The following is a 20,021-nucleotide window of genomic DNA, read 5'->3' on the forward strand; positions in this document are numbered from 1 at the left end:
AGCAGAGGCGGATCAGGGGTGGCGGAGCGTCACCACGGGGGCCGGTATCCGGTGGTGATCCGCTCTCCGGTACGGCGCCACTTGGGCTCCTTGTCCACCGTGCGGGCCGTGATCGTCCGCAGTCTGCGGATCACGGCGCCGTAGACGCTGCTGCCCGTGCTGGACACCTTGGCGCCGGGGGGTTCGTCCATGAACGGCATGAACTTGTCGGGGAAGCCGGGCATGGTGCAGGCGATGCAGATGCCGCCGACGTTCGGGCAGCCGCCGATGCCGTTCATCCAGCCGCGTTTGGGCACGTTGCACTTCACCACCGGGCCCCAACAGCCGATCTTGACCAGGCACTTCGGCGAGTCGTACGACTCCGCGAACTCGCCCTGCTCGTAGTAGCCGGCCCGGTCGCAGCCCTCGTGCACGGTGGCCCCGAACAGCCAGGTCGGGCGCAGCTTGTCGTCCAGCGGGATCATCGGGGCGGCGCCGGTCGCCTGGTAGAGCAGGTAGGTGAGCGTCTCGGCGAAGTTGTCGGGCTGGATCGGGCAGCCGGGGACGCAGACGATCGGGATGCCGGCATGGGACTTCCAGTCCCAGCCGAGATAGTCCGGTACGCCCATCGCGCCGGTCGGGTTGCCGGCCATCGCGTGGATGCCGCCGTAGGTGGCACAGGTGCCGATGGCGACCACGGCCAGGGCCTTCGGTGCGAGCCGGTCGATCCACTCGCTGGTGGTGATGGGCTGGCCGGTCTCCGGGTTGTCCCCGAAGCCGCACCAGTAGCCCTCGGGCTTGATCGCCTCGTTGGGGACGGACCCCTCGACGACCAGCACGAACGGGTCGATCTCGCCCCGCTCGCCCTTGAAGAACCACTCGATGAACGTGTCCGCACCGCCGACCGGACCGCACTCGAAGTCGATCAGCGGCCAGTGGACGGCGATCTTCGGCAGACCCGGCAGCGCACCGAGGACGATCTCCTCGATGCTCGGTTGCATGGCCGCCGTCAACGCGACCGAGTCGCCGTCGCAGCTCAGACCCGCGTTGATCCAGAGGATGTGGATCGTGGGTGTCTCGTCGGCGGGCGCGCCCGTGGTGCGTGCAGCGCCGACCGTGTCCGGCGTCGCCTCAGTCATGAGACCGCCTCCCGGGGAGGTAAGGGATGAAGGCCTGCATTTCGGACCCTCGGATTCTTCGTATCAGCCGTTCGGTGGGGGTGAAACGCGACCGTGGGCCATTCCGGTGACAGGAGCGGCAGTGGTGGGAGAGCCGGTTTACGCAACCGGGGGCGGAGCGAGGTGCGCCGGGGTGCACCGGGGCCGCTGCTTGTGGACGAAGGCGCGGCGCAGGGCGTGGTAGGGGGCGTCCGGGTCGTCGAAGGTCCTGCGCATGCGGGCCAGCTCCCGCTCGCGGAAGGCGGCGAGTGGTGTCGTGGCCTCCTCCCGGTCCAGCTCCGCCTTCTTCGCGGCGATCCGGGAGGCCGTCGCCGGCAGTGCCGCCAGCCGCGCCGCCAGGGTGCCGACCTCGTGCGCGAACTCGCCGGGACCGCAGTCGACGACCCGGTCGGCCAGTCCGATCCGCTGGGCGCTCGCCGAGCTCACGGGCAGCGCCTCCCGCATGAGCCGCTCGGCCACGCTCGGCCCAACCCTGCGCGGCAGCGTGTACGTCCAGTACTCCGAGCCGTACAGCCCCATCAGGCGGTAGTGGGGGTTCAGCACGGCCCCGGAGCGGCACCACACCTCGTCGGCCGCCAGGGCGAGCATCACCCCGCCCGCCGCGGCGTTGCCCGCGACGGCCGAGATCACGAGCCGGTCCGTGGTGGTCAGGATCGCCTCGACGAGGTCGTCGATGGCGTTGATGTTCGCCCAGGACTCGGCGCCGGGGTCGGCGGCGGCCTCGATGACGCCCAGGTGGATGCCGTTGGAGAAGAAATCCCGCTGCCCGCCCAGCACCAGCACCGCTGTGGGACGGGCGCACGCCTCCCGGTAGGCGTCCAGGAGGCGCAGGCACTGCTCGGTGCTCATGGCACCGCCCGGGAAGGAGAACGAGAGGAAGCCGACGCTGCCGGCCTCCCGGTAGCGGATGTCCGTCCAGGCAACCTCCCGCTCGTCGGGCAGCAGGGGCGGCGCGAGCTCCGGCAGGGGCGGCAGCCGGTCGCCCAGGGCCCGCACTGCGGGGAGCTTGAAGGTGGGCGGCTGCCCGGGCAGGCGTCGGGGCCGCAGTTCGGGGATCCACACGGCGCCGTCCGTGGTGGCCCGGCAGATCGCCCCGGACCGGGTGGCCAGGAGCTCGCCCGGGTGGCCGCGCAGCGGGCTCTCGGCGTGGCCGCGCAGGGCGCTCTCGGGGTGGCCGCCGTGCAGGTACCACTCACCGCCGAGCAGCACGTCCAGCACTCCGGGCTGCGAGTCCGCCGCGCGCAGCTTGCGGACGACGGTCTCCGTGGAGTCCGCGGCCCAGTCGATCCCCCGGACGCTCTGGTCGAGGTACGGCCGGACGCGCAGGGGGGTGCCCGCCAGGCCCGCCTCGTCCTGCTTGCACGGAACGTGGGTTCCGCTCGCGAAGCGCTCCACGGCGAGGAGGACGGCCGCGAGCGCGGCGTCGGCGACCTCGCCCCGGTACAGGTCGCTCTTGGCCACCGGAGGAACCCGGCACGGCACGGAGGCCCAGACGTCGCCCGCGTCCATCTCCGCGTCGGCCTGCACAACCGTGACGCCCCACCGGTCGGCGCCCTCATGGATGGCCCAGTCCAGGGAGGACGGCCCTCGGTCGCCCACGGGCCCCGGATGAACGACGAGGCAGGTGTACGCCGCCCAGACCTCCTCGGGGATCGCCGTCTTCAGCATCGGCGCCACGACGAGCTGCGGGGCGTGCCGCCGTACGGTCTCCGCCAACGAACCGTCCGGCAGGGCGAGTTCCACCGCCACCTGGTGGCCGCGGTCGCGCAGCTCCGCGTGGACGCGCTGGGTGAGGCTGTTGAACGCGCTGGCCACGAGCAGGATCTGCACGGCTGCCTCCGGGCGGACGGACGGCGGCCGGGGATGACCGCCGACCGCGATCTTCGGTCAGGTCGGCTTTCGGTCCGTGCTGACAGACGGTGAGGTCATCCGAAAAGCGGGGGGCGATCCGCCGACCGGCCTCACCACCGGCCGGTCATGCGCTGCCAGACGGAGCGGGTGGCACCGAAACCCGTCTCGTGGGTCCACACATGGGTGCACGAACGGCACTGCAGGTGCAGCAGGCTGCCCGTGTTGGAGAGCAGGTAGCGCCAGTGCTCGGAGCAGGTGCGGGCCTGCTCGCAGTCGCCGCATCCGCGATGGTCGTTGCAGTTCGGGCAGGCAACCCATGCGCGGCGGCCGATGTCCGCCTGCGGGTCACGGGGCAGCATGGCCGTCCACTCGCGGCGGGAGCACACCGGCCGCGACCAGCTCGTCGTACACGCGCTGCTGCTCCGCGTCGAGGCCGGAGTACAGCAGCTCGTACGCCTCCTCCTCACCGCGCAGCGCCTCGCCCGGGTCCCAGTCGGGGCCGAGGGCGTCCAGGACGTGGGCCCGCCGGAGCATTTCGTGTGCGCTCAGGTCGACGGCGAACTCGACGGGAGCGGGGCCGCGGGAGGAGGACATGCGACCGAACGTAGGTAAGCCTTCCTGGCCGCGGCAAGGGCGGGTGGGGGAACTCACAGCAGGTCGGGATCGCCCCGCACGCCCATGTGCCCTCTTGACAAGCCACGACACACGACGGCAATCTTCCAGTAAGCAGAAAACAACTTCCGCAATGCGGAATAAATAAGATCTCTCGACACGGAAGGGAGCGCGGACCCGATGCCGGGCTTTGAATTGGGCACAGCCGCAGACCAGCGCTTCAACGTCAACCTGTCGATCCTCTTCACGGAACTCCCGCTCCTGGAGCGCCCAGCGGCCGCCGCCGCGGCCGGCTTCACCGCGGTCGAGCTGTGGTGGCCCTGGATCGACTCCCCCACCCCCGAGCAGTCCGAGCTCGACGCCCTGAAGAAGGCGATCGAGGACGTGGGCGTTCAGCTGACCGGCCTGAACTTCTACGCCGGTCAGCTCCCGGGCCCCGACCGCGGCGCCCTGTCCATCCCGGGCGAGGAGTCGGAGCGGTTCCGGGCCAACATCGACGTGGCGGCCGACTTCGCGGCATCCCTGGGCTGCAAGGCGCTCAACGCCCTGTACGGCAACCGCGTCGACGGCGTGGACCCGGCCGAGCAGGACGCGCTCGCGCTGGAGAACCTGGCCCTCGCGGCCCGGGCGGCCGACCGGATCGGCGCGATCCTGCTGATCGAGGCCCTGAACAAGCCCGAGTCGCCGCTGTACCCGCTGGTGTCGGCGCCGGCCGCGGTCGGCATCGTCGACAAGGTCAACGAGGCGACGGGGCTGGGCAACGCCCGCTTCCTGATGGACCTCTACCACCTGTCCATGAACGGTGAGGACCTGCCGGCGGTGATCGAGCAGTACGCCGCGAAGACCGGCCACGTACAGATCGCCGACAACCCGGGCCGCGGCGCACCGGGCACGGGGGCGCTGCCGCTGGCCGAACTGTTGGGCCAGTTGCAGAAGGCGGGCTACGAGGGCTGGGTCGGCCTGGAGTACAAGCCGGGCGACCGCCCGAGCGCGGAGGCCTTCGGCTGGCTGCCGGTGGAGCAGCGCGCCGCCCGCTGACGGCACCGCCCCTGGGGGCCTGCGGCCCCCAGACCCCCGCTTCGGCCCCGAACGGGCCTCGTCCTCAAACGCCGGACGGGCTGATTACCGCCACCCGGCGCCAATTCGTAGACGTACCACAGCAGTTCAGAGAGGTACCCCATTATGAGCACCCTCCCCAAGATCGCCTGGATAGGCCTCGGCATCATGGGCTCCCCCATGTCCGAGAACCTGATCAAGGCCGGTTACCAGGTCACCGGCTTCACCCTGGAGCAGGACAAGCTGGACCGGCTCGCCGCGGCGGGCGGCACCGTCGCCGGTTCGATCGCCGAGGCCGTGAAGGACGCCGACGTCGTCATCACGATGGTGCCGGCCTCCCCGCAGGTGGAGGCGATCTCCTACGGCCCCGACGGCATCCTGGAGAACGCGAAGTCCGGGGCGCTGCTGATCGACATGTCCTCGATCACCCCGCAGACCTCGGTCGACCTGGCGAAGGCGGCCAAGGACAAGGGCATCCGCGTCCTGGACGCGCCCGTGTCCGGCGGCGAGGCCGGCGCCATCGAGGCCGTGCTGTCGATCATGGTCGGCGGCGAGCAGGCCGACTTCGACGCCGCGAAGCCGATCCTCGACGCGCTCGGCAAGACCATCGTGCTGTGCGGTCCGCACGGCTCGGGCCAGACCGTGAAGGCGGCCAACCAGCTGATCGTCGCCGTGAACATCCAGGCGTGCGCCGAGGCCGTGGTCTTCCTGGAGAAGTCCGGCGTGGACCTGACGGCGGCGCTGGACGTCCTCAACGGCGGCCTGGCGGGCTCGACCGTGCTGACGCGGAAGAAGGACAACTTCCTGAACCGGGACTTCAAGCCCGGCTTCCGTATCGACCTGCACCACAAGGACATGGGCATCGTCACGGACGCCGCCCGCAACGTCGGTGCCGCGCTGCCGGTCGGCGCCGTGGTCGCCCAGCTGGTCGCGTCCCTGCGTGCGCAGGGCGACGGCGGCCTGGACCACTCGGCCCTGCTGCGGGCCGTCGAGCGCCTCTCCGGGGCGCAGCTCTAAGGCTCGTAGCCCTAGGACCCGCAGCTCCAAGACTTCCGGGCGACGCCTCCGCTGACACCTGTCCTGTCGCGCCCAGGCGGCGGCGTCGCCCGGAAACCATTTCAACAAACTGTTGACGTCCAGTTCGCCCCAAACCTAGGCTCCACAAAGCGGAAGTTCTTTTCCGAAGCTTCCCGCTGACTCTCGTACGGAAGGTCCACGATGTCGAAGCGCGTGCTCACCACCGAGTCCGGCGCCCCGGTCGCCGACAACCAGAACTCCGCCTCCGCCGGCGCCGGCGGCCCGCTCCTGCTCCAGGACCAGCACCTCCTGGAGAAGCTGGCCCGCTTCAACCGTGAGCGCATTCCGGAGCGCGTGGTGCACGCCCGGGGCTCCGGCGCGTACGGCCACTTCGAGGTGACCGACGACGTCACCGGCTTCACCCACGCCGACTTCCTCAGCGCGGTCGGCAAGCGGACCGAGGTGTTCCTGCGCTTCTCGACCGTGGCCGACAGCCTCGGCGGTGCGGACGCGGTCCGCGACCCGCGCGGTTTCGCCCTCAAGTTCTATACGGCGGAGGGCAATTACGACCTCGTCGGCAACAACACCCCGGTCTTCTTCATCAAGGACCCGATCAAGTTCCCCGACTTCATCCACTCCCAGAAGCGCGACCCGTTCACCGGCCGCCAGGAGGCGGACAACGTCTGGGACTTCTGGGCGCACGCCCCCGAGGCCACGCACCAGGTGACCTGGCTGATGGGCGACCGGGGCATCCCGGCGTCGTACCGCCACATGAACGGCTACGGCTCGCACACCTACCAGTGGACGAACGCCGACGGCGAGGCCTTCTTCGTCAAGTACCACTTCAAGACCAACCAGGGCGTGCGCTGCCTGAGCGCCGAGCAGGGCGCGGAGCTCGCGGGCAAGGACCCGAACTCCCACCAGACGGACCTGCTCCAGGCCATCGAGCGGGGCGTGCACCCGTCCTGGACGCTGTACGTCCAGCTCATGCCGGCGGCCGAGGCGGCCGACTACCGCTTCAACCCGTTCGACCTGACCAAGGTCTGGCCGCACAAGGACTACCCGCTGCAGCGCGTGGGCCGGCTGGTCCTCGACCGCAACCCGGACAACGTGTTCGCCGAGGTCGAGCAGGCCGCGTTCTCCCCGAACAACTTCGTGCCGGGCATCGGTCCCTCCCCCGACAAGATGCTCCAGGGCCGTCTGTTCGCCTACGCGGACGCCCACCGCTACCGCCTGGGCGTCAACCACACCCTGCTCGCGGTGAACGCGCCCAAGGCGACGACCGCGCAGAACTACGGCCGCGACGGCTTCATGGCGACCAACTCCCAGGGCCGCCACGCCAAGAACTACGAGCCGAACTCCTACGACGGCCCGGTGGAGACCGGCCGTCCGCTGTCGGCCCCGCTCGCGGTGACCGGCCACACGGGCACCCACGAGGCGCCTCTGCACACCAAGGACGACCACTTCTTCCAGGCCGGCGAGCTGTACCGCCTCATGTCGGCGGACGAGAAGTCGCGCCTGATCGCCAACATCGCCGGCGGCCTCTCCCAGGTCTCCCGCGACGACGTGATCGAGAAGAACCTGGCCCACTTCCACGCCGCCGACCCCGAGTACGGCAAGCGCGTGGAGGAGGCGGTCCGCGCCCTTCGCGAGGGCTGAGCCCCCTGGATTCCCAGGCTGCGTACGGCTCCTGACTGGAGGTCAAGAGCCGGACGCACGCCCGCGGCCCATCGCCGATCGACCCGGATGAGGGGTGGTCGCTCGGAACGGGCACGGGCAACGTGAGGACCGCGGCGGCGTGCGAGCCAGTGCGGTGGTGAAGGTCCCGGCCTCCTTCTCGACCTGAGGGAAGGAGCCCCCGGTTCCATCGCTGCCGCCGCGGTCCCGAACCCCCAAGACCCCGTCCGGCGGCGCGAATGTCCTGTCGCGCCCAGCCTCGCGCCGTCGGACGGCCACAACCGAATACCTCACCGGCTGAAGAGCGCCGGGTACGGACGGTCCCGTGCCCGGCGCTCTTCGGCGTGCCAAGGAAGGACGTATCCAGGGAGGAGGAGTCCAGGAAGGACGTGTCCAGGGACGAGCAGACGGCGTACGCCATCGGACGTACTCCTGCTACGGAACCCTCAGATCAACCTCTGAACAGGCGCCGGGAGGCTTCAACCACCCCCCGCCGCGGGCACATTCTTCTCACGCGGGGCCCGCCGACACGGGGGCGGCGGGCACCGCGACGGGGGAACACGGGGGACACGGGGGAACACCAAAGGGGCGGCCCAACCTTTCGGTTGGACCGCCCCTCAGTGGTGGACGCGTCAGACCTTCAGCGTCCTGATCGACGTCGGCGCATGACCCGGCTCCGTCGCGATCTCCTCGAACTCGACGACGTTGCTGATGTCGTTGGTCGTCGACATGGAGATGTTGGTGACCCGCTCCAGGATCGCCTCGACGACGACCGGCACCTGGAACTCGGCGGCGAGCTTCTTGGCCTGCTCGAAGGCCGCGCCCAGTTCGCTCGGGTCCGTCACCCGGATCGCCTTGCAGCCGAGGCCCTCGGCGACCTTGACGTGGTCGACGCCGTAGACGCCCAGCTCGGGCGAGTTGATGTTCTCGAACTCCAGGTTGACCTGGAAGTCGATCTCGAACGCCCGCTGCGCCTGACGGATCAGGCCCAGGTAGGAGTTGTTCACCAGGACATGGACGTACGGGATCCTGTGCTGCGCCCCGACCGCCAGCTCCTCGATCATGAACTGGAAGTCGTAGTCGCCGGACAGGGCGACGACCTGCGCCTCGGGGTCGGCCTTGGCGACACCCAGCGCGGCCGGGATCGTCCAGCCCAGCGGGCCCGCCTGGCCGCAGTTGATCCAGTGCCGCGGCTTGAAGACGTGCAGCATCTGGGCGCCGGCGATCTGCGAGAGGCCGATGGTGGAGACGTACCGGGTCTCCGGGCCGAAGGCCTTGTTCATCTCCTCGTAGACGCGCTGCGGCTTGATCGGGATGTCGTCGAAGTGCGTACGGCGCTGGAGCGTCGCCTTCCGCTCCTGGGCGGAGGCGGCCCACGCGGAGCGGTCGGGCAGCTTGCCGGCCGCCTTCAACTCCCGTGCCACCTCGACGAACAGCTCCAGGGCCGCCTTCGCGTCGGACGCGATGCCGTAGTCCGGGGCGAAGATCTTGCCGATCTGGGTGGGCTCGATGTCGACGTGGACGAACTTCCGGCCGGCCGTGTAGACGTCGAGCTTGCCGGTGTGGCGGTTGGCCCAGCGGTTGCCGATGCCGAGGACGAAGTCGGACTCCAGGAAGGTCGCGTTGCCGTAGCGGTGCGAGGTCTGCAGGCCCACCATGCCGGCGTTCAACTCGTGGTCGTCGGGCAGCAGGCCCCAGCCCATCAGGGTCGGGACGACCGGCGTGCCGGTCAACTCGGCGAACTCGACGAGGAGTTCGGCGGCGTCGGCGTTGATGACACCGCCGCCCGCGACGATCAGGGGGCGCTCGGACGCGTTCAGCATCCCGATCGCCTTCTCGATCTGGGCGCGGGTCGCGGCCGGCTTGTAGGCCTGGAGGGGCTCGTACGTCTCCGGGTCGAACTCGATCTCGGTGAGCTGGACGTCGATCGGCAGGTCGATGAGGACCGGGCCGGGACGGCCGGAGCGCATCAGGTGGAAGGCCTGCTGGAAGACGCCGGGAACCTGGGCGGCCTCCAGGACGGTCACCGCCATTTTCGTGACCGGCTTGGCGATCGAGGCGATGTCGACGGCCTGGAAGTCCTCTTTGTGGATCACGGCGGTCGGTGCCTGGCCGGTGATGCACAGGATCGGGATCGAGTCGCCGATCGCGGAGTAGAGGCCGGTGATCATGTCGGTGCCGGCCGGGCCGGACGTGCCGATGCAGACGCCGATGTTGCCCGGGTGCGTGCGCGTGTAGCCCTCCGCCATGTGCGAGGCGCCCTCCACATGGCGGGCCAGGGTGTGCTGGATGCCACCGGAGGCCTTGAGTGCCGCGTAGAAGGGGTTGATCGCCGCGCCCGGCACGCCGAACGCGTTGCTGACGCCCTCGCGCTTGAGGATCTCGACTGCCGCGCGGGCAGCGGTCATACGAGCCATTGAGTACTCCTGCTTCGGCTGTCGGATTCGCACTCCCGTCGCGCCCCGCGGTGAGCAATTCCGTGACGATGACAGTTCCGCGAGCCGATTTTCCGTATCGCGGAAACTATTTTCTACTATCTGGAAGTAATGTAGGTGGGAGGGTGAAGAGCGTCAAGGGGCGGACAACCAGGCGCGTTCTGGAGGACGATGGGAGCGCTGTCCCGATGCGAGGTCGTCCTGGAGTGGCCATGTCCGAGAGCGTGTCGGTGCGCTGCCCGGCCTGCCGGCGCGAGCATCTCTACGAGGCACCCGCGTATCCGTGTGAGTGCGGGGTGCCCGTCACACCCACCCTGGACCCGACCGGGATCGCCACGGCCGCCGTCCATCGCACCTGGGACGACGAATGGATCAGCGTGCGCTGTACGGCGTGCGGCCGGGACGGCGAGTGGCCCCGCCCGGAGCTGGGCTGCCCCTGCGGGACGGTGCTGCGCGTTCCGGTGGCGCAGGAGGCCACCGGTGCGCGGCAGGAGTCCACGGGCACATCGCAGGACGCCACCGAGCCGCCGCAGCGCGAGGCGCCGGCCGCGCGCCGTGTCTTCCAGCCCGTCACGATCCGCACCGCGCGCGACGCGGTCACGGCGGCCGCCGTCTATCTGCGCTGGCTCGGCTACCGGGACATCCGCCGCGCCGACCAGCGGCCACCGACCGGCATCGGCATCGCCGCCCACGGCCTGCTCGCCCAGGTCGACCCGACCGTACAGCCGGCCTCCCTGCGGGACGTGGAGTGTCTGTGGCTGACGGCCATGACGGAGTCCACGGCCTGCGTCTACTTCTCCCTCGCCGGATACGCCCCCGACGCCCGCACCCGGGCCGACACCCTGGGCGTCCCCCTGTTCGTCCTCGACCTCACGGGCACCCCGCAGCCAGTCAACAGCCTCGCCGACGATCTGGACGCGACGGGTGCCCGGTGAACCTGTTCTCGCCCCCGCCGCCCCTACCCGTCCCGTCCCTGGGGGCCTGCGGCCCCCAGACCCCCGCTTCGGCCCTGAAGGGGCCTCGTCCTCAAACTCCCCCAGAGGGGGACCCCTAACGGGCTGAAATACACCGACCGGCGTTCAGAAGGGCCGTTCACGGACCTGCCGAAGTCGGGTCGGGCGCCCGGTAATCCGCTCGCGCCCCCTGCGGTCCCCGGCGGACACTCTCCTCATGCACATCCGCCCCGTCACGCCCGCCGAGCTTCCGGCCCTCCAGGACATCGAGCGCGCCGCGGGCACCCCGTTCCGTGCCCTCGGCATGGCGGCGATCGCCGACGACGAGCCGCCCGCCTTGGACGTCCTGGAAGGCTTCCGGCGGGCGGGCCGCGCGTGGGTGGCCTGCGACGACGGCAACGGGCCCATCGGCTATCTGATCGGCGAGCCCGTCGACGGCGCCCTGCACGTCGAGCAGGTCTCGGTGCACCCGGACGCCGCCCGCCGGGGCGTGGGCCGGACCCTCCTCGCGTACGCCGCCGACCGCGCCCGCGACGAGGGCCTGACCGGCCTCACCCTGACCACATTCACCGAGGTCCCGTGGAACGCGCCGTACTACACCCGCCTCGGCTTCCACGTCCTGGACGACACCGAGCTCACCCCCGGGCTACGGAGGATCCGCGCCCACGAGGCGGAGCTCGGCCTCGACAGGTGGCCCCGGGTCTGTATGCGCCGCGACTAGGGACTGCCCGGCGGACGGACCCCTAGCCGCCCGTGGCGTACCGCTCCCGCAGCTCGATCTTCCGCACCTTCCCCGACACCGTCATCGGGAACGAGCCGAGGATCCGCAGGCCGCTCGGGATCTTGTAGTGCGCCAGTTGCCCGGCGCAGAAGGCGTGCAGTTCCTCCAGCGTCGGCGGGTCACCCGGATCGCGCGGGATGACGCACGCCAGTACTTCCTCGCCGTACCGCTCGTGCGGGACGCCGACGACCTGGACGTCCGCGATCTTGGGGTGGGCGTACAGGAACTCCTCGATCTCGCGCGGGTAGATGTTCTCGCCGCCCCGGATGATCATGTCCTTGATGCGGCCGACGATCTCGACGTAGCCGTCCTGGCGCATCGTCGCGAGGTCGCCGGTGTGCATCCAGCGGCCGGCGTCGACGGCCTCGGCGGTCTTCTCGGGCTCGTTCCAGTAGCCGAGCATCACGCTGTAGCCGCGGGTGCACAGCTCCCCCGCCGTGCCGCGCGGCTGGGTCACTCCGGTCGCCGGGTCGACGATCTTCACCTCGATGTGCGGGAGCACCCGGCCGACCGTGCCGGTGCGGTGCTCCAGGTCGTCGTCGCGGCGGGTCTGAGTCGAGACGGGCGAGGTCTCCGTCATGCCGTAGCAGATGGACACCTCGGCCATGTTCATCTCGCCGACCACCCGCTTCATCACCTCCACCGGGCAGGGCGAGCCCGCCATGATGCCGGTGCGGAGCGAGGAGAGGTCGTACGAGGCGAAGTCGGGGAGGTTCAGCTCCGCGATGAACATGGTCGGGACGCCGTAGAGCGAGGTGCAGCGCTCCTGCTGGACGGCCTCCAGGGTGGCCTTCGGGTCGAAGGAGGGTGCCGGGATCACCATGCAGGCGCCGTGGGAAGTGGCCGCCAGGTTTCCCATGACCATGCCGAAGCAGTGGTAGAAGGGCACGGGAATGCAGACCCGGTCCTGCTCGCTGTAGGCGATCATCTCGCCGACGAAGTAGCCGTTGTTGAGGATGTTGTGGTGGGAGAGGGTGGCCCCCTTGGGGAAGCCCGTCGTGCCCGACGTGTACTGGATGTTGATCGGGTCGTCGCAGGACAGCGCCTCGTACGGCACCGGTGTCCCACGCGCGAGCAGCGCCGCCCAGCTCGGGTCGCCGATGTACACCGTCTCCCGCAACTGCGGGCACCTGCCCCGCACCTGCTCGACCATCGCCCGGTAGTCGCTCGTCTTGTGACCTAGGGAGGCGAAGAGGAGGGAGATGCCGGCCTGGTTGAGGACGTACTCGACCTCATGGGTGCGGTAGGCCGGGTTGATGTTCACCATGATCGCGCCGATGCGGGCGGTGGCGTACTGGACCAGCACCCACTCGGCACAGTTGACCGCCCAGATGCCCACCCGGTCGCCCTTGGCGACCCCGCTCGCGATCAGCGCGTACGCCAACTCGTCGACGTCGGCGGCGAATTGGGCGTAGCTCCAGCGCCGCCCGGACGCCACCTCCACCAGCGCCTCCCGGTCCGGCCAGGCGGCGACCGCCCGGTCCAGGTTGGCCCCGATCGTGTCCCCGAGCAGCGCGGTCCCGCTCGTGCCATGCGTGTACGACAGCTGTGCGGTCACCGGAAGTCCTCCTCGCGGTACTCGGCGTCCGAGCCCGCCGCCGTGGCCTCGCGCAGCTCGATGCGGCGGATCTTGCCGGAGACGGTCTTGGGCAGCGGCGCGAACTCCAGGCGGCGCACGCGCTTGTAAGGCGCCAGCACCTCCCGCGAGTGCTCGAAGAGCACCTTGGCCGTGTCGGGCCCGGGCTCCCAGCCCTCCGCCAGGACGACGTACGCCTTGGGCACCGCGAGCCGCAGCTCGTCCGGCGCGGGCACGACGGCCGCCTCGGCCACCGCCTCGTGCTCCAGCAGGGCGCTCTCCAGCTCGAAGGGGCTGATCTTGTAGTCGGACGCCTTGAAGACGTCGTCGGCCCGCCCGACGTAGGTGATGTATCCGTCGGCGTCCCGGGAGCCGATGTCGCCGGTGCGGTAGTAGCCGCCGGCCATCGCCTCCGCCGTACGGTCGGCGTCGCCGTGGTAGCCGGTCATCACTCCGACGGGGCGGGCGGACAGGTCGAGGGCGATCTCGCCCTCGTCGACGCCGGGTGCGCCGCTGACCGGGTCGAGGAGTTCGACGCGGAAGCCGGGGCTTGGGCGGCCCATGGAGCCGGTCTTCAGGGGCTGGCCGGGGCTGTTGGAGACCTGGACGGCGGTCTCGGTCTGTCCGAAGCCGTCCCGGATGGTGACGCCCCAGGCGCGCCGGATCTGCTCGATGACCTCGGGGTTCAGGGGCTCTCCCGCGGCCACGACCTCGCGCGGTGGGGTGCGCAGCGCGCTCAGGTCGGCCTGGATGAGCATGCGCCAGACGGTCGGCGGGGCGCAGAAGGTGGTGACGCCGGCGCGGTCCATCTCGGCCATCAGCCGGGCGGCGTCGAAGCGCGTGTAGTTGTGGATGAAGACGGTCGCCTCCGCGTTCCACGGCGCGAAGAGGTTGGACCAGGCGTGCTTGGCCCAGCCGGGCGAGGAGATGTTCAGGTGCACGTCGCCGGGCTTGAGGCCGATCCAGTACATGGTGGCCAGGTGCCCGATGGGGTAGGAGCTGTGGGTGTGCTCGACCAGCTTGGGGCGGGCGGTGGTGCCGGAGGTGAAGTAGAGCATCAGCGGGTCGTCGGCCCCGGTCGGCCCGTCGGGGGTGAACTCGGCGGAGGCGGCGTACGCGTCCTCGTAGGTCTGCCATCCCTCGCGCGCCCCGCCGACGGTGATGCGCGTGTAGCGGCCGGGCACATCGTCGAACTTGCCGGTGTCCTCGGCGCGCACCAGCACATACCGGACGCGTCCGCGCTCCACCCGGTCGCGCAGGTCGGCCGCGCCGAGCAACGGGGTGGCCGGGATGACGACCGCGCCCAGCTTCATGGCGGCGAGGGCGGTCTCCCACAGCTCCACCTGGTTGCCGAGCATGACGAGGACGCGGTGCTCGGGCCGGACGCCTCGGGCTCGCAGCCAGTTGGCGACGCGGGCGGACCGTTCGGCCATCTCGGCGAACGACACCCGGACCTCGGTGCCGTCCTCCTCGACGATGTGCAGCGCGGGGCGGTCGTTCCCCGCGGCGATCACGTCGAACCAGTCGAGCGCCCAGTTGAAGCGGTCGGGGCGCGGCCAGGCGAAGCCCTCGTAGGCGGTGGCGTAATCCTCGCGGTGCTGAAGCAGAAAGTCCCGCGCACTGCGGAACAGCTCCGTCCCCGTCGTCATCTGTCCTCCTAGATACCGGACCTTGCCGGGCGGCTCTCTGTCATCGTGTAATCCGTGACGTGGGTCTCACTACCCCCGAACGGGGGTGTGCGCTCGGAAAACAGCGGGTGAAAGGGCGAGCACGTGGCAGTGGACGCGGCCGCATCGGTGGACATAAGGGGCGCGCTGGTGCGCCTGCGGCGCTCGACCGGCCTCCCGGTCGCGTTCGGCGGCCTGGTCGAGGCCGGGCACCGGCGGATGCGCATCAGCGAACTGAACGGCACGGCCACCGAGTCCCTGCGCAGACTCGCGGTGACCGCCGGCAACGGCCTGGGCGGCAAGGCCGTCGCCCTCGCCCGCCCCTGCGCGGTCACGGACTACTCGGCCTCACGGCAGATCACCCATGAGTACGACGCCGCGGTCGCCATGGAGGGGCTGTGCTCGGTGGTGGCGGTCCCGGTCGTCGTACGGCGCCGGGTGCGCGGTGTCCTGTACGGCGCCCTGCGCACCGCCCAGCCCTTGGGCGACCGCACGCTGACGGCGGCCGTGGACGCGGCGCGGGACGTGGAGCAGGCGCTGGTGGTGCGGGACGAGGTGCGGGGGCTGCTGGCGGCGGCGCGTCCGCAGCCGGTGCCGTCCGACCGGGGCGCCGCGTGGGAGCAGGTCCGCGAGGCGCACGCCGCGCTGCGGGCGCTGGCCCCGCGCATCGGCGACCCCGCCCTGCGCGCGGAGCTCCTGGCGGCCTGCGGCCTGCTGGCGGATGGGACCACGCCGGACGCAGTGCGACTGGCGCCCCGCGAACTGGACGTGCTGGCGTGTGTGGCCGCCGGTGCCACGAACGCTGCCACCGCCGAGCGGCTGGGGCTGCGGGCGGAGACGGTCAAGGGCTATTTGCGCTCGGCCATGCGCAAGCTGGGCACGCACACCCGCGGTGAGGCGGTGGTGGCGGCTCGCCGGGCGAGGCTGCTGCCGTAGAGCGGCGGGGCCGCACGGCCGACGCACAGGGCCGCAGGCCGCCCGCCCTCCGGCGGCCCGTTCGGACGACGCTCTTTCATTCACCCGAGCCTTGAATTTATCCATGCTCCATGGTTGTTATTTGCCTCACCATGCCTTCGGTCCGAATTTCAAAGATCCGTTGCCTAATATTGGCCCGAACACGACACACGGAGGGGAGCGGTGACCGTGCGACGGGACTTCAAGGAGCCTGCCAGATGCCGCCCCGACCAGGTCATCGGCAGGGAGGAGCTGGTCAGCGCCGCGCGTGAGCAGCTCGGGCGGGGCGGCAGCGTGCTGCTTCACGGGCCCGCCGGAATTGGGAAGTCGACGATCCTGCGGGCATTGGCCACGGAATGCGGCGGGTCGGCACGCACCGTGCTGCGCTGCTCGCCCACGGAGTCCGAATCCCACCTCCCCTTCCTCGCCCTGGCCGACCTCCTCGGGCTGGTCCTGGACGAGGTGTCCGACCGGCTCCCCACCGCCCAGCTCACCGCCCTGGAGGCGGCGCTCACCGGCCGCGGCGAGTCCACCCTCCAGCGCGACGGCCTCGCCCTGCGCCTGGCCGTGCTGTCCGCCCTGCGCGCCCTCGCCGACAGCGGCCCCGTCCTCGTCGTCGCCGACGACCTCCAGTGGCTCGACCCGGCCAGCGCCGAACTCCTCGGCTTCGCCGCCCGCCGCCTCGGGGACACCCCGGTGCGGATGCTGTTCGCGGTGCGGACCGAGGGCCAGGAGTACGACCGCCATCTACGCGCGTCTCCGCCGGACACCCTCGCCGTACGGCTGGGCCCCCTCTCCCGCGCCCAGATGTCCACTCTCCTCGACCATCGCGGCTTCACCGGCCTGCCCCGCTCCACGGTCCGGGACATCCACCGCACCAGCGGCGGCAACGCCCTGTTCGCCCTCGAACTGGGCCGCGCCCTCGCCGAGAACCCCACCCCGCCCCGCCCCGGCGAACCCCTGCCGGTGCCCACCTCGCTGCGCGCCCTGGTGCTGAACCGCCTGGAGATGCTGTCGGAGGAGGCCCGCCGCACCCTCCTGGTCGCGAGCGCCGGTGCCCGCCCCACGCTGGCCCTGCTGCACGCGGCCGGCCGTGACAACGCCGAGGCCGAGACCGCCCAGGCCGCCGGGCTGGGGCTGCTGGCGACCGAGCCCGAGGGGCCCGCCGTACGGTTCGCGCACCCGATGATCTCCGCCGCGCTGTACGCGGAGGCGCCCGCGCAGGAGCGCCGCGCCGCGCACGCCGCGCTGTCCACGGCCGCCTCCGACCCGATCGAACGCGCCCGGCACCTGGCCCTCGCGACCACCGGCACCGACCCCGAGGTCGCCGCCCGCCTCGCCGAGGCCGCGACCCTGGCCCGGGACCGGGGAGCGCCGTCGGTCGCCGCGCAGCTCTGCCTGCTCGCCGCCCGGCACACCCCGGCGGACGGGGATCCGAGCCCGGAGGCCCTGCGGCTGCGGGCCGTCGAGGACGCGATCACCGCCGGGGAGCTGGACCTCGCCCGGGACATCGCCCGCGAGGTGCTGGCCCGGACGACCGTGCCGGCGGAGCGGGTGCGGGCCTGGATCGCCGTGATCGACACGGCCGGCCATGCCATGAACGAGGTCGACGCGATCTTCCCGCAGGCGCTGGCCGACGCGGGCGACGACCCGCAACTGCTAGCCCTGGTCCACTACCAGCTGACGTGGCGCGCCCTGCTCGTGAAGGGCGACTTCGACGAGGCCCGGGAGGAGGCGGCGTACTCGGCGGAGCTGGCCGCGCGGGCCGGCGACCGGTACACGGAGCTCATGGCGCTCGCCTTCCGGGCCCAGATCGAGACCCTCATGGGCCACCCGGACGCCCCCGCGACGATCCGGCGCGCGCTGGAGGAGCCCCAGGACCCGAGGGTGGCGTGCCATCACAACGGCGCCGGGTACTCCCGCTTCCGCTGGCTGATCATGAGCGACCAGCTGCCCGAGGCGCGGGCGGCGGTCACCGCGCTGCTGCGTGAGGTGCGCCGGCACGGGTGGGTGGAGAGCGAGGTGCACTTCCTGCGCGGGATCGCCGAGACCGAGCTGCACTCCGGCCACTGCGGACGCGCCCTCGACCTGGCCCGCGAGAGCCTACGGCTGGCCCGCGACACCGGGATCGGCGAGGTGGCCTCGGCGGTGCTGACCTCGCTCGCGGAGGCCGCGGGCGGGGAGGTGGACCGGGCCCTCGCGCTGGCGCGGGAAGCGGTGGAGCACGCCGAGGAGGACGGCGACCAGATGTACGTCTCCCGTGCCCTGGCCGCCCTCGGCCACGCCCAGCTGGTGGCGGGGGACACGCAGGCGGCGGTCCGTTCGCTGCGCCGGGTGCGCGAGGTCGAGCAGGGCCTCGGCATCACCGACCCGGCGCGCGGTCGCTGGCACGGCGACCTCGCCGAGGCCCTGGTGCGCAGCGGGGAGTTCGCGGAGGCGCAGGACGTCATCGACGTCACGCGCGGGCACGCGTTGCGGCTGAACCGGGAGAGCGTGCTGGCCGTCCTCGACCGCGCCGAGGCGCTGATCCGCGCGGCACGGGGCGAACAGGACGCCGCCGTGGCCCAGTTGACGTCGGCACAGGACCGGCTCGGCAAGCTGGGCTACGGCCTGGAGGAGGCCCGCGCCGCCTTCGCCCTGGCCCAGCTGCGCACCGGCGCGCCCGGCCCGACGTCGTACGACGAGGCGGCCCGGCTGTTCCGCCGCTGCCGGGCTCTGCCCTGGCTGCGGCTGGTCGAGGCGGCGGTCGAGGCGGCCTCCGAGTCGGCTTCCGACGCGCGCCCCGCGCAGGCGGTGCCCGTCCCCGGCACCACGCCGGACGGGCTGGACGGGCTGGACGGCCTCGCCTCGATGGAACGTCAGGTCGCCGCGCTCGTGATGGAGGGCGCGACCAATCGGGAGATCGCCGGGCGTCTGTTCATCAGCGTCAAAACGGTCGAAGCGACACTTACCCGGGTCTATCGCAAGCTGGGGATCCGATCGCGGGTCGACATCGTCAGACTCGCGGCGGGACGTCGTACGACCTGAGTCCGGGGCGCCGGGCGAGGCGCGTTCGAAGCGCCGTACGACCTGAGTTCACCCGTCCTTGTCGGCCTGCGCGGGTTTATCCGGCACGACCGAGGGTTTTCCCTGCCCAACTCCCTTAGGGGGTTCCCTCATTGGGAAGGGGAACTTCCGGGACCTACCTTGTGGATGTGCCGCTCGCCGGGCACACGGAGGTCGGTCCCGCGGCCCCCGTGCTCAACCCCCCACACCCGCGCGACCCCCCACCGGCAACACCCAATGAGGAGACTCATGTTCGGGCTCACCCGTGCCAGAAACACCGCTGTCGTCACGGCGACCGTGGCCGCCGCAGCGGCCGCACTGCTCAGCGCCCCCACCGCTGAGGCCGCGTCCACGCGCATCGTGGGCGGTACGACGACCACGGCGTCCGCGTACCCGTACGTCATGCAGATCACGGACGCCTCGCAGAGCCAGTTCTGCGGTGGCACGCTCGTCTCCGCGACCAAGGTCGTCACCGCGGCGCACTGTATGGTCGACGAGACCACCAGCAGCGTCCGGGTCGTCGGCGGCCGCACCTACCGCAACGGCACGAACGGCACGGTCAGCCAGGTCAGCGACATCTGGATCCACCCGGACTACACGGACGCCACGAACGGCAACGACGTGGCCGTGCTGACCCTCTCGACCTCGATGCCGTACACGACGGCCTCCTACGTCGACTCCTCGGACACCGGTGTGTACGCGGCCGGCACCACCGCGCGCATCGTCGGCTGGGGCACCACTTCCTCGGGCGGCAGCTCCTCCAACCAGCTGCGGACGGCGACCGTGCCGACCGTCTCCGACTCCAGCTGCGGCAGCTCGTACGGTTCGGACTTCATCCAGTCCGACATGGTCTGCGCCGGATACTCCTCCGGCGGCGTTGACACCTGCCAGGGCGACAGCGGCGGTCCCCTGCTCATCGGGGGCGTCCTGGCAGGGATAGTTTCCTGGGGTGAGGGCTGCGCCCAGGCCGGTTACCCGGGTGTCTACACCCGGCTGACCACCTTCTCGGACGAGGTGACCGAACAGGTCGAGTCGTAGCCGGGAACGGCGCCCAGAAGGTCTCCTGAGCACACCTCAGGTGCAAGACCAGGGGGGGGGGGGGGGGGGGGGGGGGGGGCGGGGCCCCCCCCCCCCCCCCCCCCCCCCACGACCAGGTGGTCCAGGCCGGACGGATGGGCGGCCAGGGCGTCCTTGGACTCGGCGGCACCGATGAAGCCGACCGGCACACCGATGACGGCGG

The 20,021-nt window shown here is 71.3% G+C and carries 15 protein-coding genes and 1 pseudogene; 8 read left to right on the forward strand and 8 right to left on the reverse strand.

Annotated features, from left to right (window positions below; translation table 11 throughout):
- Positions 1 to 29: 29 nt before the first annotated feature.
- From ACIA8X_RS43090 to ACIA8X_RS43105, 4 genes are all read right to left on the reverse strand, one after another.
- Positions 30 to 1,118: a hydrogenase expression protein HypE gene (locus ACIA8X_RS43090; protein ID WP_393459493.1), complete on the reverse strand. Its 1,089-nt coding sequence runs from the start codon at positions 1,116 to 1,118 to the stop codon at positions 30 to 32.
- Between the two features lie 138 nt (positions 1,119 to 1,256).
- Positions 1,257 to 2,987 carry an enoyl-CoA hydratase-related protein gene (locus ACIA8X_RS43095; protein WP_393459496.1) on the reverse strand — a complete coding sequence of 577 codons (1,731 nt, stop codon included), beginning with the start codon at positions 2,985 to 2,987 and terminating at the stop codon, positions 1,257 to 1,259.
- Positions 2,988 to 3,118: 131 nt separating this feature from the next.
- Entirely contained in the window at positions 3,119 to 3,367 is a 249-nt protein-coding gene (locus ACIA8X_RS43100; RefSeq protein WP_393459499.1) for a hypothetical protein, read from the reverse strand.
- Positions 3,354 to 3,602, reverse strand: coding sequence for a DUF6400 family protein (locus ACIA8X_RS43105; protein ID WP_393459502.1), 249 nt, complete (start codon positions 3,600 to 3,602; stop codon positions 3,354 to 3,356). Before ACIA8X_RS43105 ends, ACIA8X_RS43100 begins: the two co-directional genes overlap by 14 nt.
- A 198-nt stretch (positions 3,603 to 3,800) precedes the next feature.
- Here ACIA8X_RS43105 and ACIA8X_RS43110 point away from each other — a divergent pair, with 198 nt between their 5' ends.
- The 3 genes from ACIA8X_RS43110 to ACIA8X_RS43120 all read left to right on the forward strand — a co-directional run bounded on the left by ACIA8X_RS43110 (position 3,801) and on the right by ACIA8X_RS43120 (position 7,352).
- Positions 3,801 to 4,658 carry a TIM barrel protein gene (locus ACIA8X_RS43110; RefSeq protein WP_399460590.1) on the forward strand — a complete coding sequence of 286 codons (858 nt, stop codon included), beginning with the start codon at positions 3,801 to 3,803 and terminating at the stop codon, positions 4,656 to 4,658.
- A gap of 144 nt (positions 4,659 to 4,802) precedes the next feature.
- A complete protein-coding gene (locus ACIA8X_RS43115; RefSeq protein WP_393459508.1) occupies positions 4,803 to 5,693 on the forward strand; it encodes a 2-hydroxy-3-oxopropionate reductase in 891 nt (296 codons plus the stop codon).
- Between the two features lie 201 nt (positions 5,694 to 5,894).
- Positions 5,895 to 7,352 (forward strand): catalase, encoded by a 1,458-nt coding sequence (locus ACIA8X_RS43120; protein ID WP_399460591.1) that lies wholly within the window; start codon positions 5,895 to 5,897, stop codon positions 7,350 to 7,352.
- 650 nt (positions 7,353 to 8,002) lie between these two features.
- On the opposite strand, the gene gcl is transcribed toward ACIA8X_RS43120, so the two are convergent.
- Positions 8,003 to 9,787: a glyoxylate carboligase gene (gene gcl, locus ACIA8X_RS43125; RefSeq protein ID WP_399460592.1), complete on the reverse strand. Its 1,785-nt coding sequence runs from the start codon at positions 9,785 to 9,787 to the stop codon at positions 8,003 to 8,005.
- Between the two features lie 230 nt (positions 9,788 to 10,017).
- On the opposite strand from gcl, the gene ACIA8X_RS43130 reads away from it, so the two are divergent.
- Entirely contained in the window at positions 10,018 to 10,740 is a 723-nt protein-coding gene (locus ACIA8X_RS43130) for a hypothetical protein (RefSeq protein WP_393459517.1), read from the forward strand.
- 235 nt (positions 10,741 to 10,975) lie between these two features.
- On the forward strand, positions 10,976 to 11,479 hold the full coding sequence (locus ACIA8X_RS43135; protein ID WP_393459520.1) for a GNAT family N-acetyltransferase: 504 nt from the start codon (positions 10,976 to 10,978) through the stop codon (positions 11,477 to 11,479).
- A gap of 22 nt (positions 11,480 to 11,501) precedes the next feature.
- Here the strand turns inward: ACIA8X_RS43135 and ACIA8X_RS43140 are convergent, their stop codons facing one another.
- Both ACIA8X_RS43140 and ACIA8X_RS43145 read right to left on the reverse strand, forming a co-directional pair.
- Positions 11,502 to 13,097 carry an AMP-binding protein gene (locus ACIA8X_RS43140; RefSeq protein WP_399460593.1) on the reverse strand — a complete coding sequence of 532 codons (1,596 nt, stop codon included), beginning with the start codon at positions 13,095 to 13,097 and terminating at the stop codon, positions 11,502 to 11,504.
- Positions 13,094 to 14,764, reverse strand: coding sequence for an AMP-binding protein (locus ACIA8X_RS43145; RefSeq protein WP_399460594.1), 1,671 nt, complete (start codon positions 14,762 to 14,764; stop codon positions 13,094 to 13,096). Before ACIA8X_RS43145 ends, ACIA8X_RS43140 begins: the two co-directional genes overlap by 4 nt.
- 123 nt (positions 14,765 to 14,887) lie before the next feature.
- Here ACIA8X_RS43145 and ACIA8X_RS43150 point away from each other — a divergent pair, with 123 nt between their 5' ends.
- From ACIA8X_RS43150 to ACIA8X_RS43160, 3 genes are all read left to right on the forward strand, one after another.
- Positions 14,888 to 15,718, forward strand: a complete 831-nt coding sequence (locus ACIA8X_RS43150) for a response regulator transcription factor (protein WP_399460595.1) — start codon at positions 14,888 to 14,890, stop codon at positions 15,716 to 15,718.
- Positions 15,719 to 15,919: 201 nt separating this feature from the next.
- Positions 15,920 to 18,763, forward strand: a complete 2,844-nt coding sequence (locus tag ACIA8X_RS43155; RefSeq protein ID WP_393459532.1) for an AAA family ATPase — start codon at positions 15,920 to 15,922, stop codon at positions 18,761 to 18,763.
- Positions 18,764 to 19,030: 267 nt separating this feature from the next.
- Positions 19,031 to 19,819, forward strand: a complete 789-nt coding sequence (locus ACIA8X_RS43160) for a S1 family peptidase (protein ID WP_393459535.1) — start codon at positions 19,031 to 19,033, stop codon at positions 19,817 to 19,819.
- 77 nt (positions 19,820 to 19,896) lie between these two features.
- On the opposite strand, the pseudogene ACIA8X_RS43165 reads toward ACIA8X_RS43160, so the two are convergent.
- Positions 19,897 to 20,021 (reverse strand): annotated as a pseudogene (locus ACIA8X_RS43165) (precorrin-8X methylmutase); the annotation flags it as partial.

Source organism: Streptomyces sp. NPDC051738 (assembly GCF_044453205.1).
Classification (GTDB): domain Bacteria; phylum Actinomycetota; class Actinomycetes; order Streptomycetales; family Streptomycetaceae; genus Streptomyces.

What these genes read in the sequence shown, in the direction of transcription:
- ACIA8X_RS43090 (WP_393459493.1), bottom strand. Translation starts at nt 1,118, where the DNA reads ATGACTGAGGCGACGCCGGACACGGTCGGCGCTGCACGCACCACGGGC.
- ACIA8X_RS43100 (WP_393459499.1), bottom strand. Translation starts at nt 3,367, where the DNA reads ATGCTGCCCCGTGACCCGCAGGCGGACATCGGCCGCCGCGCATGGGTT.
- ACIA8X_RS43105 (WP_393459502.1), bottom strand. Translation starts at nt 3,602, where the DNA reads ATGTCCTCCTCCCGCGGCCCCGCTCCCGTCGAGTTCGCCGTCGACCTG.
- ACIA8X_RS43110 (WP_399460590.1), top strand. Translation starts at nt 3,801, where the DNA reads ATGCCGGGCTTTGAATTGGGCACAGCCGCAGACCAGCGCTTCAACGTC.
- ACIA8X_RS43115 (WP_393459508.1), top strand. Translation starts at nt 4,803, where the DNA reads ATGAGCACCCTCCCCAAGATCGCCTGGATAGGCCTCGGCATCATGGGC.
- ACIA8X_RS43120 (WP_399460591.1), top strand. Translation starts at nt 5,895, where the DNA reads ATGTCGAAGCGCGTGCTCACCACCGAGTCCGGCGCCCCGGTCGCCGAC.
- gcl (WP_399460592.1), bottom strand. Translation starts at nt 9,787, where the DNA reads ATGGCTCGTATGACCGCTGCCCGCGCGGCAGTCGAGATCCTCAAGCGC.
- ACIA8X_RS43130 (WP_393459517.1), top strand. Translation starts at nt 10,018, where the DNA reads ATGTCCGAGAGCGTGTCGGTGCGCTGCCCGGCCTGCCGGCGCGAGCAT.
- ACIA8X_RS43135 (WP_393459520.1), top strand. Translation starts at nt 10,976, where the DNA reads ATGCACATCCGCCCCGTCACGCCCGCCGAGCTTCCGGCCCTCCAGGAC.
- ACIA8X_RS43145 (WP_399460594.1), bottom strand. Translation starts at nt 14,764, where the DNA reads ATGACGACGGGGACGGAGCTGTTCCGCAGTGCGCGGGACTTTCTGCTT.
- ACIA8X_RS43160 (WP_393459535.1), top strand. Translation starts at nt 19,031, where the DNA reads ATGTTCGGGCTCACCCGTGCCAGAAACACCGCTGTCGTCACGGCGACC.